The organism is Brevibacterium sp. XM4083 (assembly GCF_006489205.2).
Lineage (GTDB): Bacteria > Actinomycetota > Actinomycetes > Actinomycetales > Brevibacteriaceae > Brevibacterium.
This window is the reverse complement of record NZ_VFYR02000002.1, coordinates 728,963-751,520: the sequence shown is the minus strand read 5'-3', so window position 1 is coordinate 751,520 and position 22,558 is coordinate 728,963. Positions and strand designations below refer to the sequence as shown.

22 protein-coding genes and 1 tRNA gene are annotated in these 22,558 nt (G+C 64.9%); 13 read left to right on the top strand and 10 right to left on the bottom strand.

What is annotated here, in order from left to right:
- The first annotated feature begins 186 nt into the window (after positions 1-186).
- Both FJ887_RS09175 and FJ887_RS09170 read left to right on the top strand, forming a co-directional pair.
- Positions 187-1,401, top strand: coding sequence for a metal-dependent hydrolase family protein (locus FJ887_RS09175; RefSeq protein ID WP_137826479.1), 1,215 nt, complete (start codon positions 187-189; stop codon positions 1,399-1,401).
- 154 nt (positions 1,402-1,555) lie between these two features.
- Positions 1,556-2,254, top strand: coding sequence for a DedA family protein (locus FJ887_RS09170; protein WP_249356869.1), 699 nt, complete (start codon positions 1,556-1,558; stop codon positions 2,252-2,254).
- A 288-nt stretch (positions 2,255-2,542) separates the two neighbouring features.
- On the opposite strand, the gene FJ887_RS09165 is transcribed toward FJ887_RS09170, so the two are convergent.
- Positions 2,543-3,964, bottom strand: a complete 1,422-nt coding sequence (locus tag FJ887_RS09165) for a sugar porter family MFS transporter (RefSeq protein WP_171007096.1) — start codon at positions 3,962-3,964, stop codon at positions 2,543-2,545.
- Positions 3,965-4,308: 344 nt separating this feature from the next.
- Between FJ887_RS09165 and FJ887_RS09160 the strand changes: the two genes are divergently transcribed.
- Both FJ887_RS09160 and FJ887_RS09155 read left to right on the top strand, forming a co-directional pair.
- A complete protein-coding gene (locus tag FJ887_RS09160; protein ID WP_249356868.1) occupies positions 4,309-5,511 on the top strand; it encodes an MFS transporter in 1,203 nt (400 codons plus the stop codon).
- A 366-nt stretch (positions 5,512-5,877) separates the two neighbouring features.
- Positions 5,878-6,660: a hypothetical protein gene (locus FJ887_RS09155; protein WP_101623662.1), complete on the top strand. Its 783-nt coding sequence runs from the start codon at positions 5,878-5,880 to the stop codon at positions 6,658-6,660.
- Between the two features lie 83 nt (positions 6,661-6,743).
- Here FJ887_RS09155 and FJ887_RS09150 read toward each other — a convergent pair whose 3' ends face one another.
- Complete coding sequence (locus tag FJ887_RS09150; RefSeq protein WP_232252591.1) at positions 6,744-6,947, bottom strand: helix-turn-helix domain-containing protein; 204 nt, start codon at positions 6,945-6,947, stop codon at positions 6,744-6,746.
- A gap of 123 nt (positions 6,948-7,070) precedes the next feature.
- Here FJ887_RS09150 and FJ887_RS09145 point away from each other — a divergent pair, with 123 nt between their 5' ends.
- A complete protein-coding gene (locus FJ887_RS09145) occupies positions 7,071-7,922 on the top strand; it encodes a PASTA domain-containing protein (RefSeq protein WP_101623664.1) in 852 nt (283 codons plus the stop codon).
- A gap of 12 nt (positions 7,923-7,934) precedes the next feature.
- Positions 7,935-8,627, top strand: a complete 693-nt coding sequence (locus tag FJ887_RS09140; protein WP_101623665.1) for a hypothetical protein — start codon at positions 7,935-7,937, stop codon at positions 8,625-8,627.
- Here the strand turns inward: FJ887_RS09140 and FJ887_RS09135 are convergent.
- The 7 genes from FJ887_RS09135 to FJ887_RS09105 form a co-directional block, all read right to left on the bottom strand.
- Complete coding sequence (locus FJ887_RS09135; protein ID WP_180960571.1) at positions 8,600-9,970, bottom strand: terminase large subunit domain-containing protein; 1,371 nt, start codon at positions 9,968-9,970, stop codon at positions 8,600-8,602. The two genes, FJ887_RS09140 and FJ887_RS09135, sit on opposite strands and share 28 nt — an antisense overlap.
- A gap of 170 nt (positions 9,971-10,140) precedes the next feature.
- On the bottom strand, positions 10,141-10,752 hold the full coding sequence (locus tag FJ887_RS09130; protein ID WP_140954935.1) for a hypothetical protein: 612 nt from the start codon (positions 10,750-10,752) through the stop codon (positions 10,141-10,143).
- Positions 10,749-11,711 carry a hypothetical protein gene (locus tag FJ887_RS09125; protein WP_140954936.1) on the bottom strand — a complete coding sequence of 321 codons (963 nt, stop codon included), beginning with the start codon at positions 11,709-11,711 and terminating at the stop codon, positions 10,749-10,751. Before FJ887_RS09125 ends, FJ887_RS09130 begins: the two co-directional genes overlap by 4 nt.
- 122 nt (positions 11,712-11,833) lie before the next feature.
- Positions 11,834-12,076 carry a WhiB family transcriptional regulator gene (locus tag FJ887_RS09120; RefSeq protein WP_140954937.1) on the bottom strand — a complete coding sequence of 81 codons (243 nt, stop codon included), beginning with the start codon at positions 12,074-12,076 and terminating at the stop codon, positions 11,834-11,836.
- Between the two features lie 37 nt (positions 12,077-12,113).
- On the bottom strand, positions 12,114-12,494 hold the full coding sequence (locus FJ887_RS09115; protein ID WP_140954938.1) for a hypothetical protein: 381 nt from the start codon (positions 12,492-12,494) through the stop codon (positions 12,114-12,116).
- 975 nt (positions 12,495-13,469) lie between these two features.
- Positions 13,470-15,704 (bottom strand): bifunctional DNA primase/polymerase, encoded by a 2,235-nt coding sequence (locus FJ887_RS09110; RefSeq protein ID WP_101623671.1) that lies wholly within the window; start codon positions 15,702-15,704, stop codon positions 13,470-13,472.
- A gap of 525 nt (positions 15,705-16,229) precedes the next feature.
- Positions 16,230-16,385 carry an excisionase family DNA-binding protein gene (locus FJ887_RS09105; protein ID WP_232252813.1) on the bottom strand — a complete coding sequence of 52 codons (156 nt, stop codon included), beginning with the start codon at positions 16,383-16,385 and terminating at the stop codon, positions 16,230-16,232.
- 374 nt (positions 16,386-16,759) lie between these two features.
- On the opposite strand from FJ887_RS09105, the gene FJ887_RS09100 reads away from it, so the two are divergent.
- From FJ887_RS09100 to FJ887_RS18520, 3 genes are all read left to right on the top strand, one after another.
- Positions 16,760-17,095, top strand: coding sequence for a hypothetical protein (locus FJ887_RS09100; RefSeq protein WP_101623673.1), 336 nt, complete (start codon positions 16,760-16,762; stop codon positions 17,093-17,095).
- 77 nt (positions 17,096-17,172) lie between these two features.
- Positions 17,173-17,454 (top strand): hypothetical protein, encoded by a 282-nt coding sequence (locus tag FJ887_RS09095; protein ID WP_101623674.1) that lies wholly within the window; start codon positions 17,173-17,175, stop codon positions 17,452-17,454.
- 113 nt (positions 17,455-17,567) lie between these two features.
- Positions 17,568-18,791, top strand: a complete 1,224-nt coding sequence (locus tag FJ887_RS18520) for a tyrosine-type recombinase/integrase (RefSeq protein WP_180960572.1) — start codon at positions 17,568-17,570, stop codon at positions 18,789-18,791.
- Positions 18,792-18,904: 113 nt separating this feature from the next.
- Here the strand turns inward: FJ887_RS18520 and FJ887_RS09085 are convergent.
- A tRNA-Pro gene (locus FJ887_RS09085) sits at positions 18,905-18,981 on the bottom strand.
- A gap of 232 nt (positions 18,982-19,213) precedes the next feature.
- Here FJ887_RS09085 and gcvH point away from each other — a divergent pair.
- The 4 genes from gcvH to FJ887_RS09065 are packed head-to-tail and all read left to right on the top strand — an operon-like array spanning position 19,214 to position 22,427.
- Positions 19,214-19,618, top strand: a complete 405-nt coding sequence (gene gcvH / locus FJ887_RS09080; RefSeq protein WP_137826477.1) for a glycine cleavage system protein GcvH — start codon at positions 19,214-19,216, stop codon at positions 19,616-19,618.
- Entirely contained in the window at positions 19,618-20,526 is a 909-nt protein-coding gene (locus FJ887_RS18515) for an FHA domain-containing protein (protein ID WP_171007095.1), read from the top strand. The genes gcvH and FJ887_RS18515 overlap by 1 nt, the downstream gene beginning before the upstream one ends.
- Positions 20,527-20,566: 40 nt before the next feature.
- On the top strand, positions 20,567-21,019 hold the full coding sequence (locus tag FJ887_RS09070; RefSeq protein ID WP_249356867.1) for a bifunctional nuclease family protein: 453 nt from the start codon (positions 20,567-20,569) through the stop codon (positions 21,017-21,019).
- A gap of 13 nt (positions 21,020-21,032) precedes the next feature.
- On the top strand, positions 21,033-22,427 hold the full coding sequence (locus tag FJ887_RS09065) for a class II 3-deoxy-7-phosphoheptulonate synthase (protein WP_137826475.1): 1,395 nt from the start codon (positions 21,033-21,035) through the stop codon (positions 22,425-22,427).
- Positions 22,428-22,558: the final 131 nt, after the last annotated feature.

Genomic DNA, 22,558 nt, shown 5'->3' with positions numbered 1-22,558 from the left:
CGAGCTGCCAGGTCGACGCCGTGAGCGCCGACTGAGTATTCGCTGATGATCTTAACCGGAGAAGGTGTCGGGCACGTGAACGCCGGTATGACGTGGAACACGGTGACGTGATAGATGTGAAGGATCACGGGGATCGGTCGGCCGGTCCCGCTGCGACACCATTCCACGATGCTGAGGAGAGCGCCCATGGTCACGGTTTTCACGAACGCGAAGGTCTTCGACGGCACCCGGTTCGTCCCCGGACGGCGCGATGTCGTCGTCGACGGCGATCGGATCACCGCGATCACCGAGGCGGGGCAGGGGTCCCACAACGCCGACGACGAATTCGTCGACGCCACCGATCGCACGCTCGTGCCCGGCATCATCGACTGCCACGTCCATCTCATGAGCGCAGGCGCGGCGAACGTCTCGGCCTTCCACGACCCGTTCTCCCTCCAGTTCTACAACTCCGTGCGGCACATGGCCGACACGCTCGCCGGCGGGGTGACGACGGTCCGCGACGCCGGAGGCACCGACCTCGGGACGAAGACGGCCGTCGAGACCGGGGTCGTGCCCGGGCCGCGGCTGACGATCGCCGTCAACATCATGTCCCAGACCGGCGGGCACGGCGACAACCACCTCGTCTCCGGGGCCGAGTCCCCGTTCCTCGCCGCCCACCCCGGTCGCCCCTCGGGGGTCGCCGACGGTGTCGAAGGGGTGCAGAGGAAGGCCCGTGAGCTGCTCCGGGCCGGCGCCGACCACATCAAGATCTGCTCGACCGGCGGGGTCCTCTCCCCGCGGGACGATCCGCGGCACTCCCAGTTCTCCGACGCTGAGATCGCGATGATCGTCGCCGAGGCGACCGCCCAGGGCGCGCACGTCATGTCCCATGCGCAGGGCGCACCGGGGATCAAGGCCGCGGTGCGCGCCGGTGTCCGCTCGATCGAGCACGGCATCTACCTCGACGACGAGGCGATCGACCTCATGCTCGAGCACGGCACGTTCCTCGTCCCCACCCTTCAGGCGCCGCGGGCCGTCATCAAGGCCGCCGAGGCGGGGGCGAACATGCCGCAGTCGGTCATCGACAAGGCGAAGGCCGTCATCGACGCCCACCACGATTCGATCGTGCGCGCCCACGAGGCGGGGGTGCGGATCGCGATGGGCACTGACGCCGGAGTCGGCCCGCACGGGGAGAACCTCGAGGAGATCAGCCTGCTCGCCGGCGCCGGACTCTCCGGGGCCGAGGCGCTCGCCGCCGGCACCTCGGTGGCCGCCGACCTCCTCGGGCACGACGACCGGGGGCGCATCGCTGCTGACCTCCTCGCCGACCTCGTCCTCGTCGACGGGGACCTCAGCACCGACGACGTCCGCGGCATCGAGGACCGGGTGGACCAGGTGTGGCTCGGGGGCGTGCGCGTGTGAGCGGGTGCGGCCCGGCGGCTGTCGGGATGAGGTGGCTGTGAGCGCCTGAGATGGCCCGTCTCGCCGCACCTCAGGTTAGGGCGGACTAACCTGGGATGCCGTAGACTCGAAGGGTGAGCACGAAGAGCACCCGGCACGGTGAGGCGCAGCGCCGATGAACCCCCTCGACTGGTCGTTCCCCGTCGCCGTCACGTGGCTCATCCTCTTCGGCATCATCCTCGCCCGCGCCGGCGGCACCTACCTGCTCGGGCGTCTCGCCCGCAACGGCATCCGCCGCATCGACCGCGTCGACCGGCTCATGTCGGGACGGAAGTACCGCAGGGCCGAGGCGATGATCAACCGCTACGGCTCGCCGATCGTTGCGCTGAGCTTCCTCACGGTCGGGCTCCAGACAGTCGTCAACCTCGCTGCCGGCACCTCGGGGATGAGCGCGCGCCGGTACATTCCGGCGCTCATCATCGGCGGTTCGGCGTGGGCGCTCGTCTACTCGACCGTCGGCTTCCTCGGCTTCCAGGCGCTGGCGAAGGCCTACGCGCTCGCCCCCGGGCTGACGGTCGGGCTCGTCGCGTGCTTCGTGCTCGCGATCGCCGGTCTCATCATCGGCCTCAAGCGCAAAGACGACCCTGTTGAGGCGGGCGCTGTTGAGGAGGGCGCTGGAGGTGACGCTGACGCGGCCGGCGAGGGAGATGCTGCGGACGCTGGCAACCCTGCGGTAGCCGGCGATGCCGACGCTGGTCACGCCGACGCCGGCGATGGTCACGCCGACGCCAGTGACTTCAGTGACACCGGCGACTCCGGTGAGGCGCGCGCCGGGCAGGCACGGTCCTCCCACGCATCCGACGACAACGCGTGACCACCTCGGCGTTCGCGGTTGTGCGCCGCGCTCATGGCGGTGACTGTGATTCTGCGCCACGCTCATGGCGATGCCTGAGGTTCTGCGCCGCGCTCATGGCGATTTCGAGCCCGGATTCACCCTGGAGGTGGCGCACTTTCGCCGTGGATGTGGCGCACACGCCCGAGCAGTGGTGGCGCACACGACCCAGGAGTCGGGACCACGGGGCTGCGCGACCGCCTCGGCGCGGGTGACCTCTCACCACCTCGGCGAGGGTGCGCGCGGACCTCGCGGTGAGGGCTGTGAGGGTCAGGGCTTGTGGGTGGGGGAGGCGTCCTCGCTCATGTCCTCGAGTTCGATGCCCTTCGTCTCCGGCACCTTCCACCACACGAAGAAGAAGGATAGGACGGCGAAGAACGCGTAGAAGCCGTACGCGAAGGTGAGGCTGATGTCGGCGAAGATCGGGAACGTCGTCGAGATCGCGAAGTTCGCGACCCACTGAGCTGCCGCGGCGACGGCGAGGGCGGCGGCGCGGATCCGGTTGGGGAACATCTCGCCTAGGAGGACCCAGGTCAGCGGACCCCACGTCGCGCCGAAGCCGACGACGAAGACATTCGCGGAGATGAGGGCGATGACCGACCAGGGGGCGCCGAGCTCGGCGCTCGTCGTGCCGTCGGCGGCGGTGACGAGTTCGGCGAAGGAGAACGCGATCGCCATCATCGCCAGTGACACGCCCATGAGCAGGGAACCGGCGAGGAGCATCTTGCGGCGCCCGACCCGGTCGACGAGGAGGATTGCGACGATCGTCACGACGATGTTCGTCACCGAGGTGATGACCGAGGTGAGCAGGGCGCTCGACTCGTCGAAGCCGACGGACCTCCACAGGGTCGTCGAGTAGTAGAAGATGACGTTGATGCCGACGAACTGCTGGAAGACCGACAGCAGGATGCCGATCCACACGATCGGCTTGAGGCCGAACCGCTTGCCGATGAGGTCGCGGAATGACTCGCGCTCCTCGCGCTTGAGTGACTCGCGGATGCGGTCGATGAGGGCATCGGTGTCGACGACGCCGGTGAAGTCGCGCAGCACCTTCGCCGCCTCCTCCTCGCGTCCACGGGCGACGAGGAAGCGCGGGGACTCCGGCAGTCCGAGGGCGGAGAGACCGTAGATGAGGGCCGGGATCGCCTCGACCATGAACATCCACCGCCACGTGTCGATGCCGAACCAGAACGGGGCCGACGCCCCACCGGAGACCGTGGCGAGCAGCGCGTTGGACAGCAGCGCGGCGAAGATGCCGGAGACGATCGCGAGCTGCTGGAGGGATCCGAGGCGTCCGCGCACGCGGGCGGGGGAGACCTCGGCGATGTACGCGGGTGCGATGACGGAGGCCGCCCCGACGCCGAGGCCGCCGACCATGCGCCAGATGATGAGGTCGGTGACGCCGAAGGCGAGACCCGAGCCGATCGCGGAGATGAAGAAGAGGATCGCGGCGACAACCATAACGGGCAGGCGACCGAAGCGGTTGGCGAGCGATCCCGCGAACCACGCACCGACGGCGCAGGCGATGAGCGCCGAGGAGACGGCGAAGCCCTTGAGGAACGCATCGAGACCGAAGTCGGTGGCCAGGGCGTCGACGGCGCCGTTGATGACCGCCGTGTCGAAGCCGAAGAGGAACCCGCCGAGGGCGGCGGCGATCGAGATGCCGATGATGCGGGAGGACACCCGCTCCATTCCGTGCAGCCGGTTGTCGGCTGGGTTCTGAGACGAGGACACGGGAGGTCTCCTTGGATGATTCGGTCGCCCGGAACCGATCATCCCGGGTGCTGTGCGTCACCCAGGGTACGCCAGGTCGGCGGGCACAGGCGACTGCCGCGCTGCCGTGTCCGCAGCAGTCCTCACGCGTGGCTCGCGATCGCGGGCGGGAGGGATCGATAGGGTGGGGACCATTGTGCCGGCCGGTGACGGATCGCAGCGACCCGACCGGCACCGCTGCAGTCCGGGACAGTGGGCCGGGGCACAGGAGTCCGGGACAGTGGGCCGGGCACAGCAGGCCGGGGAGCATGGGAGGAGAGACTGTGGGACAGCGGAGCACGCCGGGGTTCGCGGGCATTGCGGGAGCGGGCATCTACTTCTCGTCCAACGGCGCCGCGTTCGCCGCGCTCCTGCCGTGGTATCCGCTCCTCATCACTCGGCTGGGTCTGAGCGCGTGGGAGTTCGGACTCGTCGTCGCCTCCTTCGCCATCGGCGCGATCGCCTCCTCAGTCCTGCCGGCCCGGCTCATCGGACGCTTCGGCGCGAATGCGGTCGTCGTCGGCGGCACCGTCCTCCTCGTCGCGTTCGTCGCGCTCACCGGCTGGTCGACGAGCGGCTGGATGATGGCCGGCTGCCTCTTTCTCGTCGGAGTCTGCGACGCCGTCGTCGACGTCGCACAGAACGTCGTCGGCATCGGCGTCCAGGAGAACCGGTCGCGGATCATCCTCTCCTCGATGCATGCCCTGTGGAGCCTCGGCGGTCTGCTCAGCGGTGCGCTCGCGACCGCGGCCGCGGCGGCGGGCATGGACATCCGACTGCACCTTCTCCTCGTCGCAGTCGGCTGCATCGTCCTCGTCATCATCGGGCGGTGGCTCATCGGAGGGGAGGGCAGGCAGTGGGGCAGGCGCATCATCGACGACGCCGAGGCGGCCCGTGCACCGGCCCCGGGACCCGGGCGCAAGCGCCGGATCCTCCTCGCCGCGCTGCCGTTGGCGATCGTCGCAGTCTGCGGGACCGCGGTCGAGGACATCGCGAACAACTGGGCGGCGCTCGCCGCCGTCGACATCGCAGGTCTGCCGGTGACGATGGCCGGGATCGGCTTCAGCATCGTCATCGGCAGCCAATGCGTCGGCCGTTTCTCCGGCGATGTCCTCGTCGGACGGTTCGGGGCGGGACGGATCGCCCGCCTCGGCGGCGTTCTCATCGCTCTCGGAGGACTCGGGGCGGCCACTGCGGTCGAACCCGTGCAGCTGCTGGTCTCGCTCGCCGCGCTCGGATACGGCTCGGCGACGCTCGTGCCCGGCGCGCTCAGTGCCGCCTCACGCCTTCCCGGAGCCGGGCGGGCGGCCGGGGTGACGCTCGTCAACTGGATCATGCGCATCGGGTTCATGGCGACGAGTCCGCTCGTCGGGGTCATCGCCACCGCGACCAACCTGCGCTGGGGCCTCGGGCTGCTCGTCCTCATCGGGGCGGCGACCGTGGTCTTCGCCGGACGCCTCGACGGTGAGCGGCAGCGGGAGGACTGACCGCGCAGGGGAGCTCGTCCGGGGTTCCGGCGCCGCCGAGAACGGACACGGCGTCGTCGTGCCTACGGCCGCGAGGGGCGCACACGGGCACCGAGGAAGCACCGGAGGGCGAGCGTGCGGAGGGAAATCGAAAGGAAATGAAAAATGTGCCGCGACTTCAGTCGCGACACATTCGATCGGTCGGGCTAGCGGGATTTGAACCCACGACCTCTTCACCCCCAGTGAAGACTAGGCGCAGTGGCTTGTGCCGTCTGCCCTTATTTCATGCGGTTCTCTCGGACTGCTGACCTTTCTTGTTGTGTCTCTTCCTGCCTCATTCCGTGCCTTCTGTGAGAGGATTGTGAGAGGTCGACATAGACTGAGCGAATGGCTCAGAAACCCAAGCGCGATATGGACATTGCTGAGGCGGCAAACTCACTGAAGACGCTTTTCATCACTCAGAATCTTTCCCTCGTGGCGATGCTCCACCCTGGCGCGCCGATCTTGGAGTGGCATCGCGAATTGACGGGCGCTCCTCGCGACGCTGATATACCTGTGGACCTGATGAAGCGGGATACAGATGAGGGAGTCCGCTTCTCAGCTCTGCAAGCTTTCGAGTACGTGCGAGAGCTACCGAGCGCAGACGTACAAAAGGACCTACTCGCCGGGCCGATGCTCCTCGGAGCGACCAAAATCGGCAACCTACTAATTCGACATGACCTAAACAGATCAGAAAGGCCGCTCACTCAGTTCGCACGGCATTTCAGAAACGCCGCCGCCCATGGCGATAGTTGGTATTTCAAAGGCGAGGAGCCGAAAAGCCCTGCCTACACTCGCGACGTTTGCCTCGACCAGTCTCTCGACGGCTCTCGTGCCACATTCGAGACCGTCGGACCATACGAGTACGTTATGTTCTTGGATGAGATAGCCGCTTTCGCAAAACAGGTGACGCTAGAAAAGGCGATTAAGTTGGTCTACCAACGTCGAGACGGCAAAAATCCCGCAGAGATACATGTAAGTCTGCAACAGGAACTTGAGAGCAGAGGCTTCAAGTGTTCCGACCAATCCGTTCAATGGCACATCGCGCAATACACTGCACAGGTTTATAACGGTAAGCTCCCAGAAGTCAACGTTGCGCCCCAAAGCTATCCCTTGGAGAATTCAAACTAACCACTTCAAGCCCTTGGCGTTTGAAGATGTGTCTCAAATTGCGAATGATGCTATCGGGTATGGGCGCAGCGACCTGGCGGCAATTAGTGGCAGTCGGCAGGCCCGGTGAGTAGCGAGAGAGGCTGCACCCCTATCGTCTCTGCCAGCCGCTCGACGGTCTTAAGCGTGAGGTTGCGCTCGCCGCGTTCAACGCCACCCATGTAGGTGCGATGCACTCCGAGGCGCTCAGCAAATGCCTCTTGACTCAGCCCGAGCCGTAACCGATGGCGTCGGAGGTTCTCACCCACGACGCGCTGCAACTCACCTTCCACTCGACCAAGCGTCTACCGGTGCTACTTTTTGGTCTACAGACTTATAAGTAGCACAATGGTGGTATAGATGTAGTGAACTACAGAAGCGATGGAGCCCGAATGACTGACCGCCCCACTGGAGAAGCACCACAGGCGCGCCCGAGGCAGCGTCGAGCCTCGAAACCGTTCTATAAGAGGTGGTGGGTCTGGACGCTGGCTGCGCTGGTCGTGCTCTCCGCTACCGGGGTGTTCGGCCAGACCGAGGACGCGCCGGAAACTGTCGAGGCCAGCTCTACCGAGGAGGCAGAGCCGATAACGGTGCCCGATCTCGTCGGAAAGGCTGGAGACGAAGCCAAAGACGCGCTCGACGACCTCGATCTGAAAGCGGACTTTGTCGACGAGAGCGATGAGGATCGTTCGGTGATTCTGAATTCCAACTGGAAGGTTGAGAGCACGTCCCCCAATGCCGGTGCAGAAGTCGAGCCGGGTGATGCCGTCACCCTCACAGTATCCAAGATCGACGACGACCAGGAGTCAGCAGAGGAAAAGAAGGCTGAGAAGGCCAAAGCGGAGGAGAAGGCCAAGGACGAAAGCTCCAAAGAGAAGGAGTCGGAGTCCGAGTCGAAGTCGACAGACGATGACAAATTCGACTTCGACTACTACCAAGGCGAGGTCACAGTCCAGTTCGAGATTGACGACAATTTCACTACCGGACTGGTGGCCACCGGCGCGAAACAAGACACCATCGCGGCGCTCCAGGCCGCAAAGGCGAAGTACCCCGACTACAAGAGCATCGTTGTGATGGGTAGCGGCCCGACCGTCGACAAGTACGGCAACAAGGACAACTCCTACCTGTTCAGCGTTCGATACACACGAGACACTGTCGAGAAGATCGATTTCGACAACAGCGCATTGATTGATATTTGGGACCTTAGGGACGCGGGCATGGTCAACCCGGACCTCGACAAATAGGACGGAGACTCCATGAAGCGAATCACAGCCACTGCTACCGCTCTGGGACTTCTAACCCTCTCGGCGTGCACATCGGCGACGGACGACTCACACACGGAGTCACAAGTCGCCGAGGCGAGTCCGCAGGCTCACGAGACTCAAGATTCCGACGGCGACTACGTGCAGACTGAGGCCGACCCGCCTGCTACCGCATCAGGTGCCACCTCCTATAAGGACGATGGCACCGGCTATTTCGACTTTGGCAAGACAGCAATTTTCCCGTCCGGCATGGAGCTGACCGTCGACTACCTCGGAGAGACGAAGTTCAGCGAGCACGGGACCGCGAGCAACTGCACCGCAGGCGATCCGGTCGCCGTGTTCAAACTGACTATTGCCAACAACTCCGGCTCGACTGTCAATCCAAGCGATAGTCTCGACATCTCAGGCGTCTACTACAAAGACGGGGTTCGTGGCTCCTACGATCCAGTGCTCGTCGATGCCCCGAACGTCTTTGACGACTGGCAGGGGAAGAAACTCGATAACGGTATGTCGATTACCGAGCTGCCCGACGATGAGTCGGTCACGGCATATGCCGGGATGTGCCGCCCGGACGCATCAAACGACGAAACCGCCGTTCACGGCACCTTCGCCGACGAAGAGGTCGCCACTCCACTATGGACCGTGCCAGGAGCCGACCCCTACGACCGCCGCCGCCCAGTTTCGTAGCCATACGGGCGAGCCTTTCCGGCCACCGCATAGACCCGTCTCGGTGCGCTTGTCAGCCTCTTGGCCTGTGGTGGTATCCCTCCGGTCGGAGTGACGGCTCGTCGAGCCTCTCCCGAGCGATGTGGGGTCGGGAGTCGGCGTTCGTCGGAGGGAGCGACGCTTCTGCCGGGGATGCTGATCCCGCCCATGAGCGCGGCGGGCCGCTGAGAGAGGTCAGCGACGATCATGCCGACAGCGACCACGAGGTCGTCGTGAGTTCCTGGAGGGTTCTGGAGCTTCACTGTCGAGGGGCCAGTTTCGACCATGCGAGCACTCATGAACTCCTCCCGAGTCTCGTCATCGTCAGGCAGGCTCAGCGAGCGGTCGCGGAGTGCGCCCCATAGCGACCGTGCGAGGCGATTCGCGCCGGCCGAGGAGAACACGAACTCCTCGGTGCGTACGCCTTGCCGTTGGAGGTTCGTCGTCAATTGCTCCGCCTGCATCCGGTCGAAGCGGAGCTTGGCTCCGTACTCACGACAGACGCGCAGCGAGGCAGCCTCGACCTCGGCGAGGTCGACTCTGCCCCCACTGTCCGATGGTCTCCAGCTCATCACCTTGTCGATGATGAACACGCGGCCCGCTGCACGCTCCTCGGCGTGACCGACCGCGAGCGCCGTGAGGTCTCGCCGGGTGCCCACGTCGAGCGCGGCGACATACTCACGGCGAGGATCAGGGGCGAGCACCGGGTCGCCTGGGCGGATGACTGCCTCGATGTCGGCAGGCGAGGTCAGAGCGTCGTCAGCCTCGGACCACTCGCAGAGGATAAGCCGCCGCCATTCCGAGGGGGTGAGATCGTCTTTCACCTCGGCGATGTCCTCCTCAGTCCACCAGGGCGAGGGGCCAGGATGGAGCGAGGTGTGCCAGGCGGGCGAGGTCAGGGCCTTCTGCCACCTCTTGGCACCGATGCCCGTCGGCGACCCCGCCGTCGTGATGATGATGAGCCGCGACCCTGGCACCTTCGGCACCGCCGAGGAGATGGCCGACCACAGTGTTCGGTGGTTCGGCGTGTTCGGCCAGACTGCCAGCTCGTCAACGATCTGGAGCCATGGCCGCTTGCCGAAGGCTGAGGCCCCGTCGGAAGTCTCGACGGTCAGCGTGGCACCCGTCGCCGTGTTCTCGACCGTCCTGCCCAGCACCTTCGCGCTCGACCGGAGACCGGAACGGTCGACGAAGCCACTCAGCGCCTCCATGGTCAGCTCGGCCTGATCCGCGTCTGACGCGTAGACCAGTGAGGTCGAGTTCGCTGGGGCCTCGGTGAGGAGTAGCGACAAAGTAATACCAGCGATGTCGGTCGTCTTGGACATGCCGCGTCCTCGGAGGAGGAAATGCCGTCGAGGTCCCTCGGGGTCGAATATTGCCCGAGCGTCGGCCAATTGAAACGGGTGGGCCATTTCGCCCCACCTCGCGCCGTTCTCCAGAGGCAAAGCGGCGAGGAGGTCGAGCGCGGCGAGCGTAGCGGTGGTCTTTGTCCTGTTCATCGGTCGTCCTCCTCAGGGGTGGTCTGTGCGCCTTCGGCCTTCACTCGGTCGAGTGCCGCGATCACGGGGTCGGGTCCAGCGTCGAGTACCTCTCGACCCTTCTCGACCAGCGCGTCGAGGTCGACAGCAGAGCTGGTGCCCTCGCGGACGGCCTTTGCCCTGAGTAGAGACAACTCCGCCTCAGATCGGGGGTCCAAGCCGAGGCGGTCACGGGCAGAGGTGGCACTGTTCTCGAACCAACGGAGCATGTTCACCAGCGAGGTGCGAGGCTGTCCGTCGTCGTCAATGATGCCGATCTCGTCCAGGTGACGACGCAGGAGCGCAGCTCGGGCCTCGGCATCCGCCCATGCTGCCAGGGCCTCGGGATACTTCCTCAAGTCCGGTCGGTCGTCGACGATGCCCGCCACGAGGGCGGCGCTCACGGCGCTGTAGACCCTCGGTGATCTGTAGCCGCTCTGAAGGTTCACGGTGTTGTTCTCGGAGAAGTCCGAGTGCTTCGGTGAGCCGCGTCCTGCGCCCTTCGCGGGGCGATACCATGACGGCCATTGGTCAGGTGGGAGCTTGGCGACCTCGGCAGCGGTCAGGCCCTTCTTCATCTTCCTGCTCATCGCCCGACCCTCCCGGTCTCGAACTTCTCTCGCAGGTCGGCGAGGTCGATATGTGCCCATGGGGTCGGGTTCGGTTCGATGTCCATCACGCCCCAGGCTGGAGGGTCGAGGCGCACGTTCTCGATGCCGAGCTTGCGCGAGATGCCTGCCGCCTCCAGCACGAGGCGTGCCATAGCCGACTGTCCGTAGGCCCCGAATGCCTCGGCGGCATCGGCGCACGTCCGGCACACCGACACGCGCCGGTGGGCGGTCGAGGTGCCGCCGAGCGAGGACGGTGAGACTCGCGCCTCGGTCCATGCCGACGATGCCCGTGAGGGGACGACCTCGACCGAGGCGACCCCGCAGAGGTAGCAACCGCCACCAGTGGGCGCTGGGGTTGGCTGGGGGCGCTCGGTCAGGGCGCGGAGGAACGCGGCCACCGCTTGCCGTGCGCGAGCACGTCCCTCCTCGGGCACGTGTGACCATGGCAGGGCCGCTCCGGTGCTCGGGTGGGCCTCGGCCTCGGCGACGGGAGCGAATCTGCTCTCCCACACCAGGCCCAGGGCCTCGGTCGTGAGATAGCGAATCGCCATGCGGACCCGTCGCGCCGAAGTCAGCTTGAGGTCGGTCTCCGCCACGGCGGCGACAGCGAGGGCACGCTCGACGGCGGTGTTCGCTATCACGTCAGCGACGTACTGCCCTCGCCCTGCCGGGTGCTCGATGTTGACCGCCACAGCACGCTCACGGCGCTCCTCGCAGGCCGAGCATCTTGTCATGGTGGTCTCGAACTCCTGTGCCGCTTTCCTTCGCAGTGACGGCGACCCGCCTCGATACTCCCGACCGAGCGAGGTGATGGTGTCCTGCCCGTGCTGGACGGTCGGCGCGGTCGCTACCCCGCAGACGCGGCAGGCGAGCCAGCCGTCCGCCAGCTCGACGGTTGGGGTGAATTCGGGAGCGTAGGGGTTGGTTTCGTAATACATATTCGGGCCTTTCGTTGTGATTCTTCGCCACCACTTGGTCAGGGGTGGCACGGTCGAGATGGTGTCGATGTGGGGGTGGAGCGCCGGGGGTGGCGACGAGGGCGATGACCGAGAGCGCGGGGTCACAGCGGATCACCGCCGTTGCGGCTCAGCGGTCGAGGCTCGCCACCGCGCCACTTGCCCGCCCAGAAGCCCGCCTCAGGTCTGGCCGTGGTGGCGAACTCCTGGCACAGCTCCAGCAGTGGGCAGGATCGGCAGGTCTGCCTCATGTCGATGCGGTCCCGGAGGCCGCCGCCCTGCCTGATGCGGTCGTCGATGAACCGCTCGTCACCCTCGCAGGCGGGCCGGTCGGTCTCCATCGCCACGAGGAGAGGCGCGAGGGCGGCATGGGCGCGTCTGCGGTTATCCATCGCGGTCGTCTCCGCTCTGCTCGTCGTCACGGTCGGTCGTGTGCTCCTGTGCTGTCGGTGGAGCGCCTGCCGAGGCCACTGCCGACACGACGGTCGACTGTCCCGACCTCCGGCTGTCATCGGCCAGGATCGCCGCCTCAAGCCTCATGACGTGGAGGTAGCAGTCGTCGAAGATGCGAGTGGGATAGCCGAGGTTGCCTCGGCACCAGCTACCTCGCTTCGACCGGCAGATCGGGCAGGGCGTGTTCTTCGCCGTGTCGACGAGATCGAACAGCTTCGAGCGCTTCGGGACGTGGATCGACGGGGCCGCTTCGGCCTCATTCCCGCGACCCTGTGAGTACTCCTGTGAGAAGCCCAAAGGTGATCCGAGCATCGCTCCAGTTGAGAGGGCAGGCGAGTCGTTAGACCCACTTCTCCACTCGGGAAGTGGGGCACTCTTGCGGTACTTGGTGCTCATGTCTCGCACCTCCTCGCGCCTGCCTCGGCAGGTCGAGCAGGTAGACTCACCAGCTCATGCCAGCCAGTCCCGTTGCAGGCATGCCCGCAGCGGGATGAGTCCAGCCACGCCCTCGCCTTTTCCGCTTCCGCCTCGGTGGCGTACAGAGCGACCGTGAGGCCGCGTCCGCAGTGGCTCAGGACGGCGTGCGGTCCGTCGCCCATCACCCACTCGGCGCGCGGCCACCGGCACCGTGCGAGCGCCCTGTGCAATCTGTGCACGCGACCGCAGGTGTGTGGAGCAGGCCGCGCCACTGTCGAGGCGAACTCGGTCGCCCTGCGGGCAAGGTTGGCAAGGACAGATGTCGACCTTTCGCTCACGCCGTGGTCTCGCGTCATTGGTGGGGGAGCGGTCGGTGCGATGCTCACAACTGATTCAGGTGTCTTGGCGCTCATTGTGATCTCCTCGAAATGATGGGCTCTCGCACGCGCGAGGACAGTAATGGTGGTGTGGCGCTCTGAGCAGGGGTGGAGTTCCCTGCCCCGGGCGGTGGGCTGAAGCTCTTCAGTTGGCTTCGCGTATCAGGCCAATGAGCGGGTGTTTTCATCTGTTCAATCACCCCGCTCGCGCTCAGGCTCCAGGGGGCCGCGCACCCGCGCACCCTAAAGGGTGCGCGCGGGTGCGCGGGCACCCCCGGGATGATGCCTCCGTGCCGAGGCCGCTCAGAACCCGCGCAGACCCTTGCGCGGCTGCGATCCGCTAGAAATAGCGGCAGAAGGTGCCTAATGCAGTGACCCGCGCAAACCCGCGCATATCGGCGCGCGGCAAAAATGCCCCGCGCATGCCTGGTCTGAATCGGGTCAATATTTGCACTCTCATGCGCGGGGAACACGTGTTCTATTCCTACTTGTGTTACCACCCTTCGACCTCCTCGGCTTCCCCCGCTTCGACTGTTTCGATGATGAGGCCGCGCTCGCGCTGTACCTTCTCGACGAGGCGACCTGTCACGCCCGAGGGGAATTCCTCGCCCATCTCCTCGGCACGTTTCTTCTCGCGCATGACGACATCGCGGGCATGGCGAGCACCTGCGTCGGTTGGTACGTCGAGTCGGTCGAGCAAGTCGCGGATGTCTTGGGTGACGACTCCGAATGTGGTGCGCTCGGGAACGAACGCCAGACGGCCCGTCTCGTCGAGCGACCGCCGAAAGGTGAGGGTGGACCCGTCGCCTTTGGAGCGCTGCTTGGTATTGACGAGAGAGAACATCTCGCGCTCACGCTCATCTCTCTTGAGGGTCCAGCTCCCACCCACGTCGTCACGCTTGCCGCTTGATCCGCGTGCACGGTCGCCAGCCCAGCCAGTATTGTCGGTGCGGATCACTGTCAGCCCGCGCCGCTTCAGCTCAGCACTGGTGAGGTTGTACAGCCGCCTCATCGTGTCAGAACTGTTTTCCTCGCCCTCGGTCACACGCTGAGTCGAGTCCAGGATGAGAAGGTCGCCGCGTCCGATGCCGTATGCGTCGAGGATCGCTCGCAGTTGCTCAGCTCCCTTGTCGGTGTCCAAACCGCGCAGACGAGGCATTGAGAGCAATAGCAGGCGTTCAGAGACTCTCTCGACATTCTCTGGTGTCACGCCAAGGTCGGTAAGCCTCTCGGCGTGGTCGTCATCGCTGTTCTCCATGTCGACGATGAGCACGCGAGCAGACCGAGCGAACGTGAGCTGCCGACCGATGAAATCGGGCCGCTCCATGGCCAGCGCCACTGCGAGCGCTTGCACCAGCAAGCTCTTTCCTTCGCCCGCAGGGGCGATGATCGAGACCTGCTCGCCTTCGGGGACCACTCCATGCCACGCCCATGCACGCTCGGGGCGGTCAGGGTCAACAAGCGCAGCCAAGTTCGCCAGAGGATAAGCCTTTCGCACTTCCTCGGCTGGAGTGCTCGCGCGTCCAGCTTCCGCAGAGCAATTGACAGGCTCGCGCGCCGTCGCCTCGGCGACCTCGGGAACGATCTCCGCCTCAGCCGTGGTCGTCACGCTCTCGATCTCCTCAGTGCCTGTTCCTGTGATCTCGGCGGGGCGCTCGCCGACCCTCTCGATGGCGCTCGCCCACTTGTGCTCGACTTGCCTAGAACCGAACCGTCGATCCCGAGGGCATGTCGCGAGATACTGCTCGCGCATGTCGTCGAGCGGGTGCCCTTCAGGGTCGGCATTGCTCAGCTCGACCAGGCGCACTGCCGCCGCGAATGCGCCGGTGTCCCAGCCGTGCCCGCGATCATTGCGTTGATCTTTGCCGAGCTTGCCAAGCTCGTGCAGCTCGGCGAGCACGCCCTCGACGGCCCTCCCGACGTAGGCGCTCGGAACAGTCGTTCCGGGCCTGAAGTCGGCTGTTGTCGCACTCAAGGTATGCCGCCCATCTCTCGGTCCCTGAGAAGTGTCCTCGGGGCGGCGCATGAGGTCGAGAAGCACCTCCGGCACTGTGAGCGCACTGAGCATCGTCACACCCTCGTCCTCCACTACAGGGAAAAGGTCACGCACAGCGCCCGCGTCCTTCTCTGCGGCGGCGCGGTGATAGCCAAGGTCGGTAGTAATGCGGTAGAAGGCTCCCGAGGCATGACGACACCCTGGGCCAACGACGTAGAAGCCAGCGCCTCGGACATCGACATGCGGGGCGACCGCACCAGAAGCCGTGAGCAGGTCCACGCCCTCGGGCACGGATCCGTATAGGTGCACGCCTCCGTCGGGGCGTCCGGTCGTTACCTTGAGGGTCGAGCGTGCCCAGACAGAGACCTCGGCATGCCTTGCGGCCAACTCGTCGAGCCACGCTCGACCCTCGGGGCCGTCGAAATCGAGCACTGCCAGGCCACGACCACAGAGGAGGCCCCAGTTCGGTCGTTGCCCCATCGTCCGCAGGACCTCTACCTCATGGTCGAGCACCTGCTCGGCGCGGCTGAACGGTTGGGACCTTGATCCCAACCCGAGAGCGTGGGTGGGTTGCTTGCCACTAGGCACCAGGGCCACTACTGGCACGCCTGCCTCTACCGCCGTCGCCGCGTTGAGTGCCGCCGATGAGGTCAGGCTTTCATCAAGCTCGCCGACCAGGTCGTCGAGCGTTATGAAACTTGCGGAGTTTTCAGCGCGAGGTAGCGTTGGCATCGCCCCTCCGATCAGCGGTGGGGAGAAAAATTGAGCCAAGATCAGGCTTCACTCTCGGTACAGCAGTTACCGGCAGTTTCGCCCTTGGTTCCGTCGAGTGCGATCTCGATGCCCATGTGAGAAGTGCCCTCGGTGTAGTCGGGGGCACTTCGCTTTTTCGAATCATCATGTGAGTCCTTTCTGAAATGCGGAGGGCCGAGCGGCCCTCGTAGGACTGCCCGGCCCTCGCGCCAGCGGCATGTGCGATCTGGATCTTGATCGCTCAGAAGTGTTGAGAGGCAAGCGACCCGCCTCTCGACACGCGTCGCTCCCAGTCGGCGAATGCCGCCGCGATCTCGTCGGTCGAGTGTGTCGGGGTGGCCGGTCGACGCTCTTTCTCGTCCCGTCGAGCTTTCTCGACATGCCGGGCTTGCTCCTCAGCTTGTCGTCGTTGGGCTTCGACCTGTTGCCGCTCCCGCTGTCGAGCTTCGGCGGCGGCGATCATGTCCGCACGACGAAGTCTGCGACGGTGCTCATCCTGACTCATCATCGTGCGGCCCCGGCGATGAACTCTGCGAGGGCGGACTCGGGCACGCGTAGGAGTCGCCCCACTCGGATGGCCCGGAGCGCACCCTCGGCTATGACGCGATACACGGTGTCATTGGTGCACTCAAGATGAGCGGCTACCTCGGACACTTTCATTACTCTCTCCAATGTTGGGGACTCGACAACTGCGGTCATGTCTTCCTCCAATTTCCAGTTTTTGCTTGTTTCATCTGATGTCTGCCGACGACTTTCACTCTAGAAGGTTGTAATTGCAGACACCAACCTATAATCTTGTAGACATGACGAAACGCAATCCAACTTGGAGAGCGAGAAGCGGTCCAGACCGCCCCGCCAACGAAAGGCAAGATAATCACTCACACCGAGAAACTTGGGTTGAAGTCGAGGACGGCAGAGGAGGCCGATGGACGGTCACGCTCGGAGACGGCGAGAGGATCACCTCACTCACGGTGCATGCCGATAACGTAAAGCAGTCTCATCTTCGAGGAGTGCCCCTTACCGAAATCCGAGCAGTGGCCTATTCCTACATGAGGCAGGTCGAACAACATTTAGATGAGGGTTTCCGGCTCGATGATGCTCTCGACGAGGCGGAGCAGCCCGACCTCATGCCCGACGGCAGGACGCCTGTCGTCGAGTTCTTGCAGGCCTATCGTGACGCCGGTCCGAGACGGCGACCAGACGGCACGATCGCCCGCACGCCTCGCCGCCAAGCCCTTTCAGAGCATTACGGCGTGACTGAGTACACCGTCGACAAATGGGTGCGCTTCCTTCGGGACGAGGGGCACCTTGAAGAAAGCGCCATCCAGCGCAATAAACGAGCTTCCGGCCTTGACAGGTCGGAGAAATAGAAAGCGGCCCCGGACTTCCGCCAAGAACCCCCGGGACCGCCTGACTGAAACTCATATTTGAGAACGGAGAAACAGCCATGCACCAGACTACCCATCTCACTCTCGCCGAGGCCATAGAGCCACACCTGAGCGTGATCTACAGCGAGGAGGCTCCTGTCGACCGCCTCGGTGGGGTCGATACCACCACGGGCCTCATGCTGACCAGGATCGCCGACAGTGCCGTCGTCTACCGTCTCGGCTGCGGTCAGCATAGCGACGATGACGAGATTCGGCGTATAACAGCCAAGTTCATCGCTGAGGGCGTTCTACCCATACGGGGTGGAGTAGTTCGTCTGACCTCCGAGGAGGTGGCGGCATGAGCACGGGAAACCGTCGAGCTGTCCCAGCCGATGCTCTCAAGACGTGCCCCTCGTGTGGAGAGTCCCGAGGCAATCGCCGACAAGGCTGGGGGCCGATCCACAAGGGCGACGAGGTGATCGGCTACACGTGCCCCAACTGTCCGATGTGGGATGAGCCGATCCGCCGTATCGAGACGGCGCGCGGCGTTCGCTTCCGCGTCGTCGTCGATGCCACGCCCAGAGGTGCGGCTAAGCGCAAGCAAGCGACGAAGACGCTCGACACTCTCGATGAGGCGCGGCAGTTCGTCGCCGAGGTGCGCGCCGAGGTTTCCGAGCGTGGGGGACTGTCTGCGCGGACGCTCACGGTTGCTCAGCTCGTTGACCGCTATGTCGCGTCTCGCGTCGACATCCGTAAGACCACAGCCGACAACTACGCCTACCGGGCGAAACCTGTCGTCGACGCGCTCGGGGATAGACCCGTGCGGGAGTTGACAGCGGGCGAGATAGAGAAGTTCATCGCCGAGACGGTGGCGGGGGAGCGGACGCGCCGAGATGGTCGGCCGTTCGCTCCTGGCACTGTGCGTTCGGCAGTGAACCGCCTCAGCCAGGCGCTCGACTTCGCGGTCCGCGACGGTCTGGTCGAGAAGAATGTCGCCGATTTGGTGAGGATGCCACGCGCTCGCAAGACCAGGGGCACTGAGCTGGAACACTGGCCCACTGAAGGCCATGGGGCCGAGGCCGTATGCACTGACCTCGACAAGTTCCGTGCCAAGTCAGACTTGGATCGCCTCGCTGGGGCATGGCGGCTCACCTTGTGCGGACTCACCAGGGCGGATGTAATGGGCCTGCGATGGTCGGACATCGACTTCGGCGCGGGCACCGTCACAGTCCGGCAAGGTCGAGTCATTGCCGACAAGGGTGGGGGCGATGTTGTCGACGATACGAAGTCAGAACAGCGTCGCCGCTCGGTGCCGGTCGATGTCATCGAGGCGGGTACTCTCGACCTCCTGCGACAGCTCAAGATAAGGCAGGTAAGTGAGAAGTTGGAGGCGGGAGCGGCCTACCACGACAGCGGCTATGTCGTCGTCGACGAGGTGGGGTGTCCTCTCCGTCCTGAGCTGTACTCAGATTGGTTCAGGGCGCTATGCCGACGCTCGGGTGTCCCTGTGATCCGCCTGCATTCAGTGAGGCACACTCTCGCGTTCTTGCTCCATCGACTCGGAGTAGTGCCCGGCGATGCCGCCGCCCTCCTCGGGCACACTGTCGAGGTCCATCTCAGCACGTACCTTCCGGACGCTGGAGACTCAGGCATCACAGCGGCGGCGCAGGCCCTCGGGTCACGTACTCATGCCGCTTGAGGACTCTCGCGCTTTGTGAGAGGCCTTGTGAGAGGTAAACGAAATGCCCCGTCACACTGTACGTGTGGCGGGGCATTCTTCCGCTTAAATTCAAGGATGATGAGCGGCGGATTTGGTCGGGCTAGCGGGATTTGAACCCACGACCTCTTCACCCCCAGTGAAGCGCGCTACCAAGCTGCGCCATAGCCCGTTGCTCAGCACCCGTGCCGGGGCAACGTGGTCAAGCCTATAACGATCGCTCCCGAACTTCCAAAATTGCGGTTCGTGACCTTCGACAAACTAGTATCATCCCAGGTAGTCACCTGAGAGGCAGGGGTCTGCTGACTTGTCGTCAGAGGGTCAGTAACATTTCTGTTTCGTGATTGTTATGTAAGCACTCCAGGCGGCTATGCTTGGAACACCGACAAGCTGGAGGAGTCGACATGGCGGAACTGGATTTTCCAGTCTCTTACCTATACTCACGGGACCACGAATGGGTCCACACCACGGAGAACAACGTCGTCTACCGTGTGGGTATCACCGATTTCGCCCAGTCCCAGCTGGGCGACGTCGTCTATGTCGACCTGCCCGCAGTCGGAGATTCGATCACCCAGGGTGACTCCTGCGGAGAGGTGGAGAGCACGAAGAGCGTCTCCGACCTCATCGCTCCTCTGTCCGGCACCATCACCGAGATCAACGAAGCGCTCTCCGACAAACCCGAGACCGTCAACTCCTCTCCCTATGAGGACGGCTGGATGTACCTCGTCGAGGCGAGCGATCCCGAACAGGTGATGGGCCTGTTGGACGAGGAGCAGTACCATAAGCTCGTGCAGAGCGAGGAGGCATAATGTCGCAGAACAATGACCAAGGGCGCCGGAATCCCTCGCAGCCGTGGTACGACAACGGAGAAGTTCCGCAGTCGAAGAAGTTCCCCTTCGGCACCGGAAACGATGGTGCCGACCAGGATCAGGGCCGTGACGGTCGTGGCAACACGCCTGCCTACGGACAGCCGCCGGTACAGGATGCGCCCGCAGCGCCGAACTTCGGCCAGAACCAGCCGCAGCAGAACCAGGGCGACTCCGGACACGGTCGGCACGCCGACCACCCGACGGGCGAGCAGCCTCCCGGCCGGTACGGCCAGCAGGACGACTACACCCAGCAGGGTCAGTATCAGCCGCAGGACTATGACCAGCAGGGTCAGTACGCGCAGCAGGGCTATAACCAGCAGGGTGGCTCGCAGGGTTCGTACGATCAGCAGGGGTACAGCCTGCAGTCCGGCGGCCAGCAGGGCTACGACCCGCGTGACCAGCAGAACCAGGGCGGACAGCCGCAGGGTGGCCAGCAGTATCCGGGCGCGCAGAATGCCGGCGACTCGGGTCAGCAGCCGTTCCAGGGCATCCTCGATCCGCACACGGGTGAGATCCACCCCGTGCCGGACCTCGACGGCCTCCAGGACACCGATGCACTCCTCGTCGTCGTGTCGGGACCGGACTCCGGTTCGCAGATCCTGCTCGACACGGATGTCGTCACGGTGGGCCGCAGCCCGAATGCCGACATCTTCCTCGACGACGTCACTGTGTCGCGCAAGCACGCTGAATTCATTCGCACGCCGAGCGGATTCACCCTGCGCGACACCGGGTCGCTCAACGGCACGTATGTCGGTCGTCAGCTCATCGACTCCATCGAACTGCAGAACGGCGCGGACGTGCAGATCGGGAAGTTCAGAATGATCTTCCAGCAGCGCCCGCGCTCCTGACCGGGGGATAATGTCAAACGTCGAAGTTGAGGTTGTCGGTGTGCGCATCGAAATGCCCGCCAACCAACCGATCCTTTTGCTCAAGGCCAATGAGCCCGCCTACTATCTGCCGATCTGGGTGGGTGCGATCGAAGCGAATGCGCTCTCGATCGCGCAGCGGGGCCTGACCCCGCCGCGGCCGATGGCCCATGCTCTGCTCCTCGACGTGCTCGCCGCCCATGACGACGAACTCGCCGATGTGACCATCACCGGTCGCGACGGACAGATCTTCCTCGCCGAACTCCACACCGAGGACGGCAAGACGATCTCCGCGCGCCCCTCGGACGCCGTGACCCTGGCCCTGACGGCAGAGTGCCCGGTCTACGTCGACTCCGATCTCCTCAAAGACGCCGGCATCGAAGCTCCCGAAGCAGACGAAGAGGAAGTCGCCCAGTTCCGCGACTTCCTCGACAACGTCTCCGCGGAGGACTTCGAGACCGGTGACGAAACGTAACGAAAGAACTGAAGTGAGCCTTCATATCGATCCGGTTTTCGCCCACACGGACATCGCCGCAGCCGGCACCGACGACCTCAGCGGTCTCGATGACTGGCGGACGATGGATGCGAAGCAGCAACCGACGTATCTCGATGCCGAAGCGCTCGAAGACTCCCTCGAGAAGCTGCGCAGCTACCCGCCGCTCATCTTCGCCGGGGAAGCCGACGTGCTCAAGCAGCGGATCGCCGCAGCCTCCCGCGGTGAGGCCTTCGTCCTCGCCGGCGGCGACTGCGCCGAATCCTTCGCCGGTGCCCAGGCGGACAAGATCCGTGCCCGCGTCCAGACGGTGCTCCAGATGGCGGCCGTGCTCACCTACGGCGGTTCGATGCCGGTCGTCAAGATCGGCCGCATGGCCGGGCAGTTCGCCAAGCCGCGGTCCGCGGACATGGAGACCCGCGACGGCGTCACGCTGCCCTCGTTCCGCGGCGACATCGTCAACGGCTACGAATTCACCGAGGAGTCGCGCCGGCACGACCCGAACCGCCTGCTCCAGGGCTACCACGTCTCCTCCTCGACGCTCAATCTCATCCGCGCCTTCACGCAGGGCGGTTTTGCCGATCTGCGGCTCGTCCACGAATGGAACCGCGGCTTCCTCACGTCGAACCCCGGCTACCAGCGCTACGAGCAGACCGCCCGGGAGATCGATCGGGCGATCCGGTTCATGGACGCCTGCGGCGCCGACTTCGATGCGCTGCGCACGACGGAGTTCTACTCCGCCCACGAGGCGCTCCTCCTCGAATACGAACGAGCGCTGACCCGCATCGACTCGCGCACCGGACTGCCCTACGACGTCTCCGGCCACTTCCTGTGGATCGGGGAGCGGACACGGGAGATCGACGGCGCCCACGTCGACTTCCTCTCGAAGGTGCAGAACCCGATCGGCGTCAAGCTCGGCCCGACGGCGACCGCCGCCGATGCCCTGGCGCTGGCCGAGAAGCTCGACCCGAACGCGGAGCCCGGACGACTCACCTTCGTCACCCGCATGGGTGCCGGCAAGATCAACGACGTCCTGCCCGAACTCCTCGCCGGCATCGGCGACCAGCTGCCGCACGTCACGTGGGTCAGCGACCCGATGCACGGGAATACGATCACCTCGAGCACGGGATACAAGACCCGACGCTTCGAGGACGTCATGGCCGAGGTCGAGGGCTTCTTCGCCGCGCACCAGGAGGCCGGCACGGTCCCCGGCGGTCTCCACATCGAACTCACCGGTGACGACGTCACCGAGATCATGGGCGGGGCGACGGAGATCGACGACGAAGGCCTGCGCCGCCGCTACGAGACGCTCGTCGACCCGCGCCTCAACCACGACCAATCGCTCGAGATGGCGTTCCAGGTCGCAGAGTACCTCACGCGCCGCAGCTGAGTCTGCGCTGCAGCTGAGTCCGCACCGCAGCGTGCGGTACCCAGTGGGGGACGCGGCCGCCACAGGCCCCTTCCGACCTGAAGTCGTCTGACACAAGGGCGCCCCTCGCAGATTCTTTCTGCGAGGGGCGC

Bases quoted from the DNA above. Each gene is read 5' to 3' on its own strand.
- FJ887_RS09175 (WP_137826479.1), top strand. From the start codon at position 187: ATGGTCACGGTTTTCACGAACGCGAAGGTCTTCGACGGCACCCGGTTC.
- FJ887_RS09170 (WP_249356869.1), top strand. From the start codon at position 1,556: ATGAACCCCCTCGACTGGTCGTTCCCCGTCGCCGTCACGTGGCTCATC.
- FJ887_RS09165 (WP_171007096.1), bottom strand. From the start codon at position 3,964: ATGGAGCGGGTGTCCTCCCGCATCATCGGCATCTCGATCGCCGCCGCC.
- FJ887_RS09155 (WP_101623662.1), top strand. From the start codon at position 5,878: ATGGCTCAGAAACCCAAGCGCGATATGGACATTGCTGAGGCGGCAAAC.
- FJ887_RS09145 (WP_101623664.1), top strand. From the start codon at position 7,071: ATGACTGACCGCCCCACTGGAGAAGCACCACAGGCGCGCCCGAGGCAG.
- FJ887_RS09140 (WP_101623665.1), top strand. From the start codon at position 7,935: ATGAAGCGAATCACAGCCACTGCTACCGCTCTGGGACTTCTAACCCTC.
- FJ887_RS09135 (WP_180960571.1), bottom strand. From the start codon at position 9,970: ATGTCCAAGACGACCGACATCGCTGGTATTACTTTGTCGCTACTCCTC.
- FJ887_RS09130 (WP_140954935.1), bottom strand. From the start codon at position 10,752: ATGAGCAGGAAGATGAAGAAGGGCCTGACCGCTGCCGAGGTCGCCAAG.
- FJ887_RS09125 (WP_140954936.1), bottom strand. From the start codon at position 11,711: ATGTATTACGAAACCAACCCCTACGCTCCCGAATTCACCCCAACCGTC.
- FJ887_RS09115 (WP_140954938.1), bottom strand. From the start codon at position 12,494: ATGCTCGGATCACCTTTGGGCTTCTCACAGGAGTACTCACAGGGTCGC.
- FJ887_RS09110 (WP_101623671.1), bottom strand. From the start codon at position 15,704: ATGCCAACGCTACCTCGCGCTGAAAACTCCGCAAGTTTCATAACGCTC.
- FJ887_RS09105 (WP_232252813.1), bottom strand. From the start codon at position 16,385: ATGAAAGTGTCCGAGGTAGCCGCTCATCTTGAGTGCACCAATGACACC.
- FJ887_RS09095 (WP_101623674.1), top strand. From the start codon at position 17,173: ATGCACCAGACTACCCATCTCACTCTCGCCGAGGCCATAGAGCCACAC.
- gcvH (WP_137826477.1), top strand. From the start codon at position 19,214: ATGGCGGAACTGGATTTTCCAGTCTCTTACCTATACTCACGGGACCAC.
- FJ887_RS18515 (WP_171007095.1), top strand. From the start codon at position 19,618: ATGTCGCAGAACAATGACCAAGGGCGCCGGAATCCCTCGCAGCCGTGG.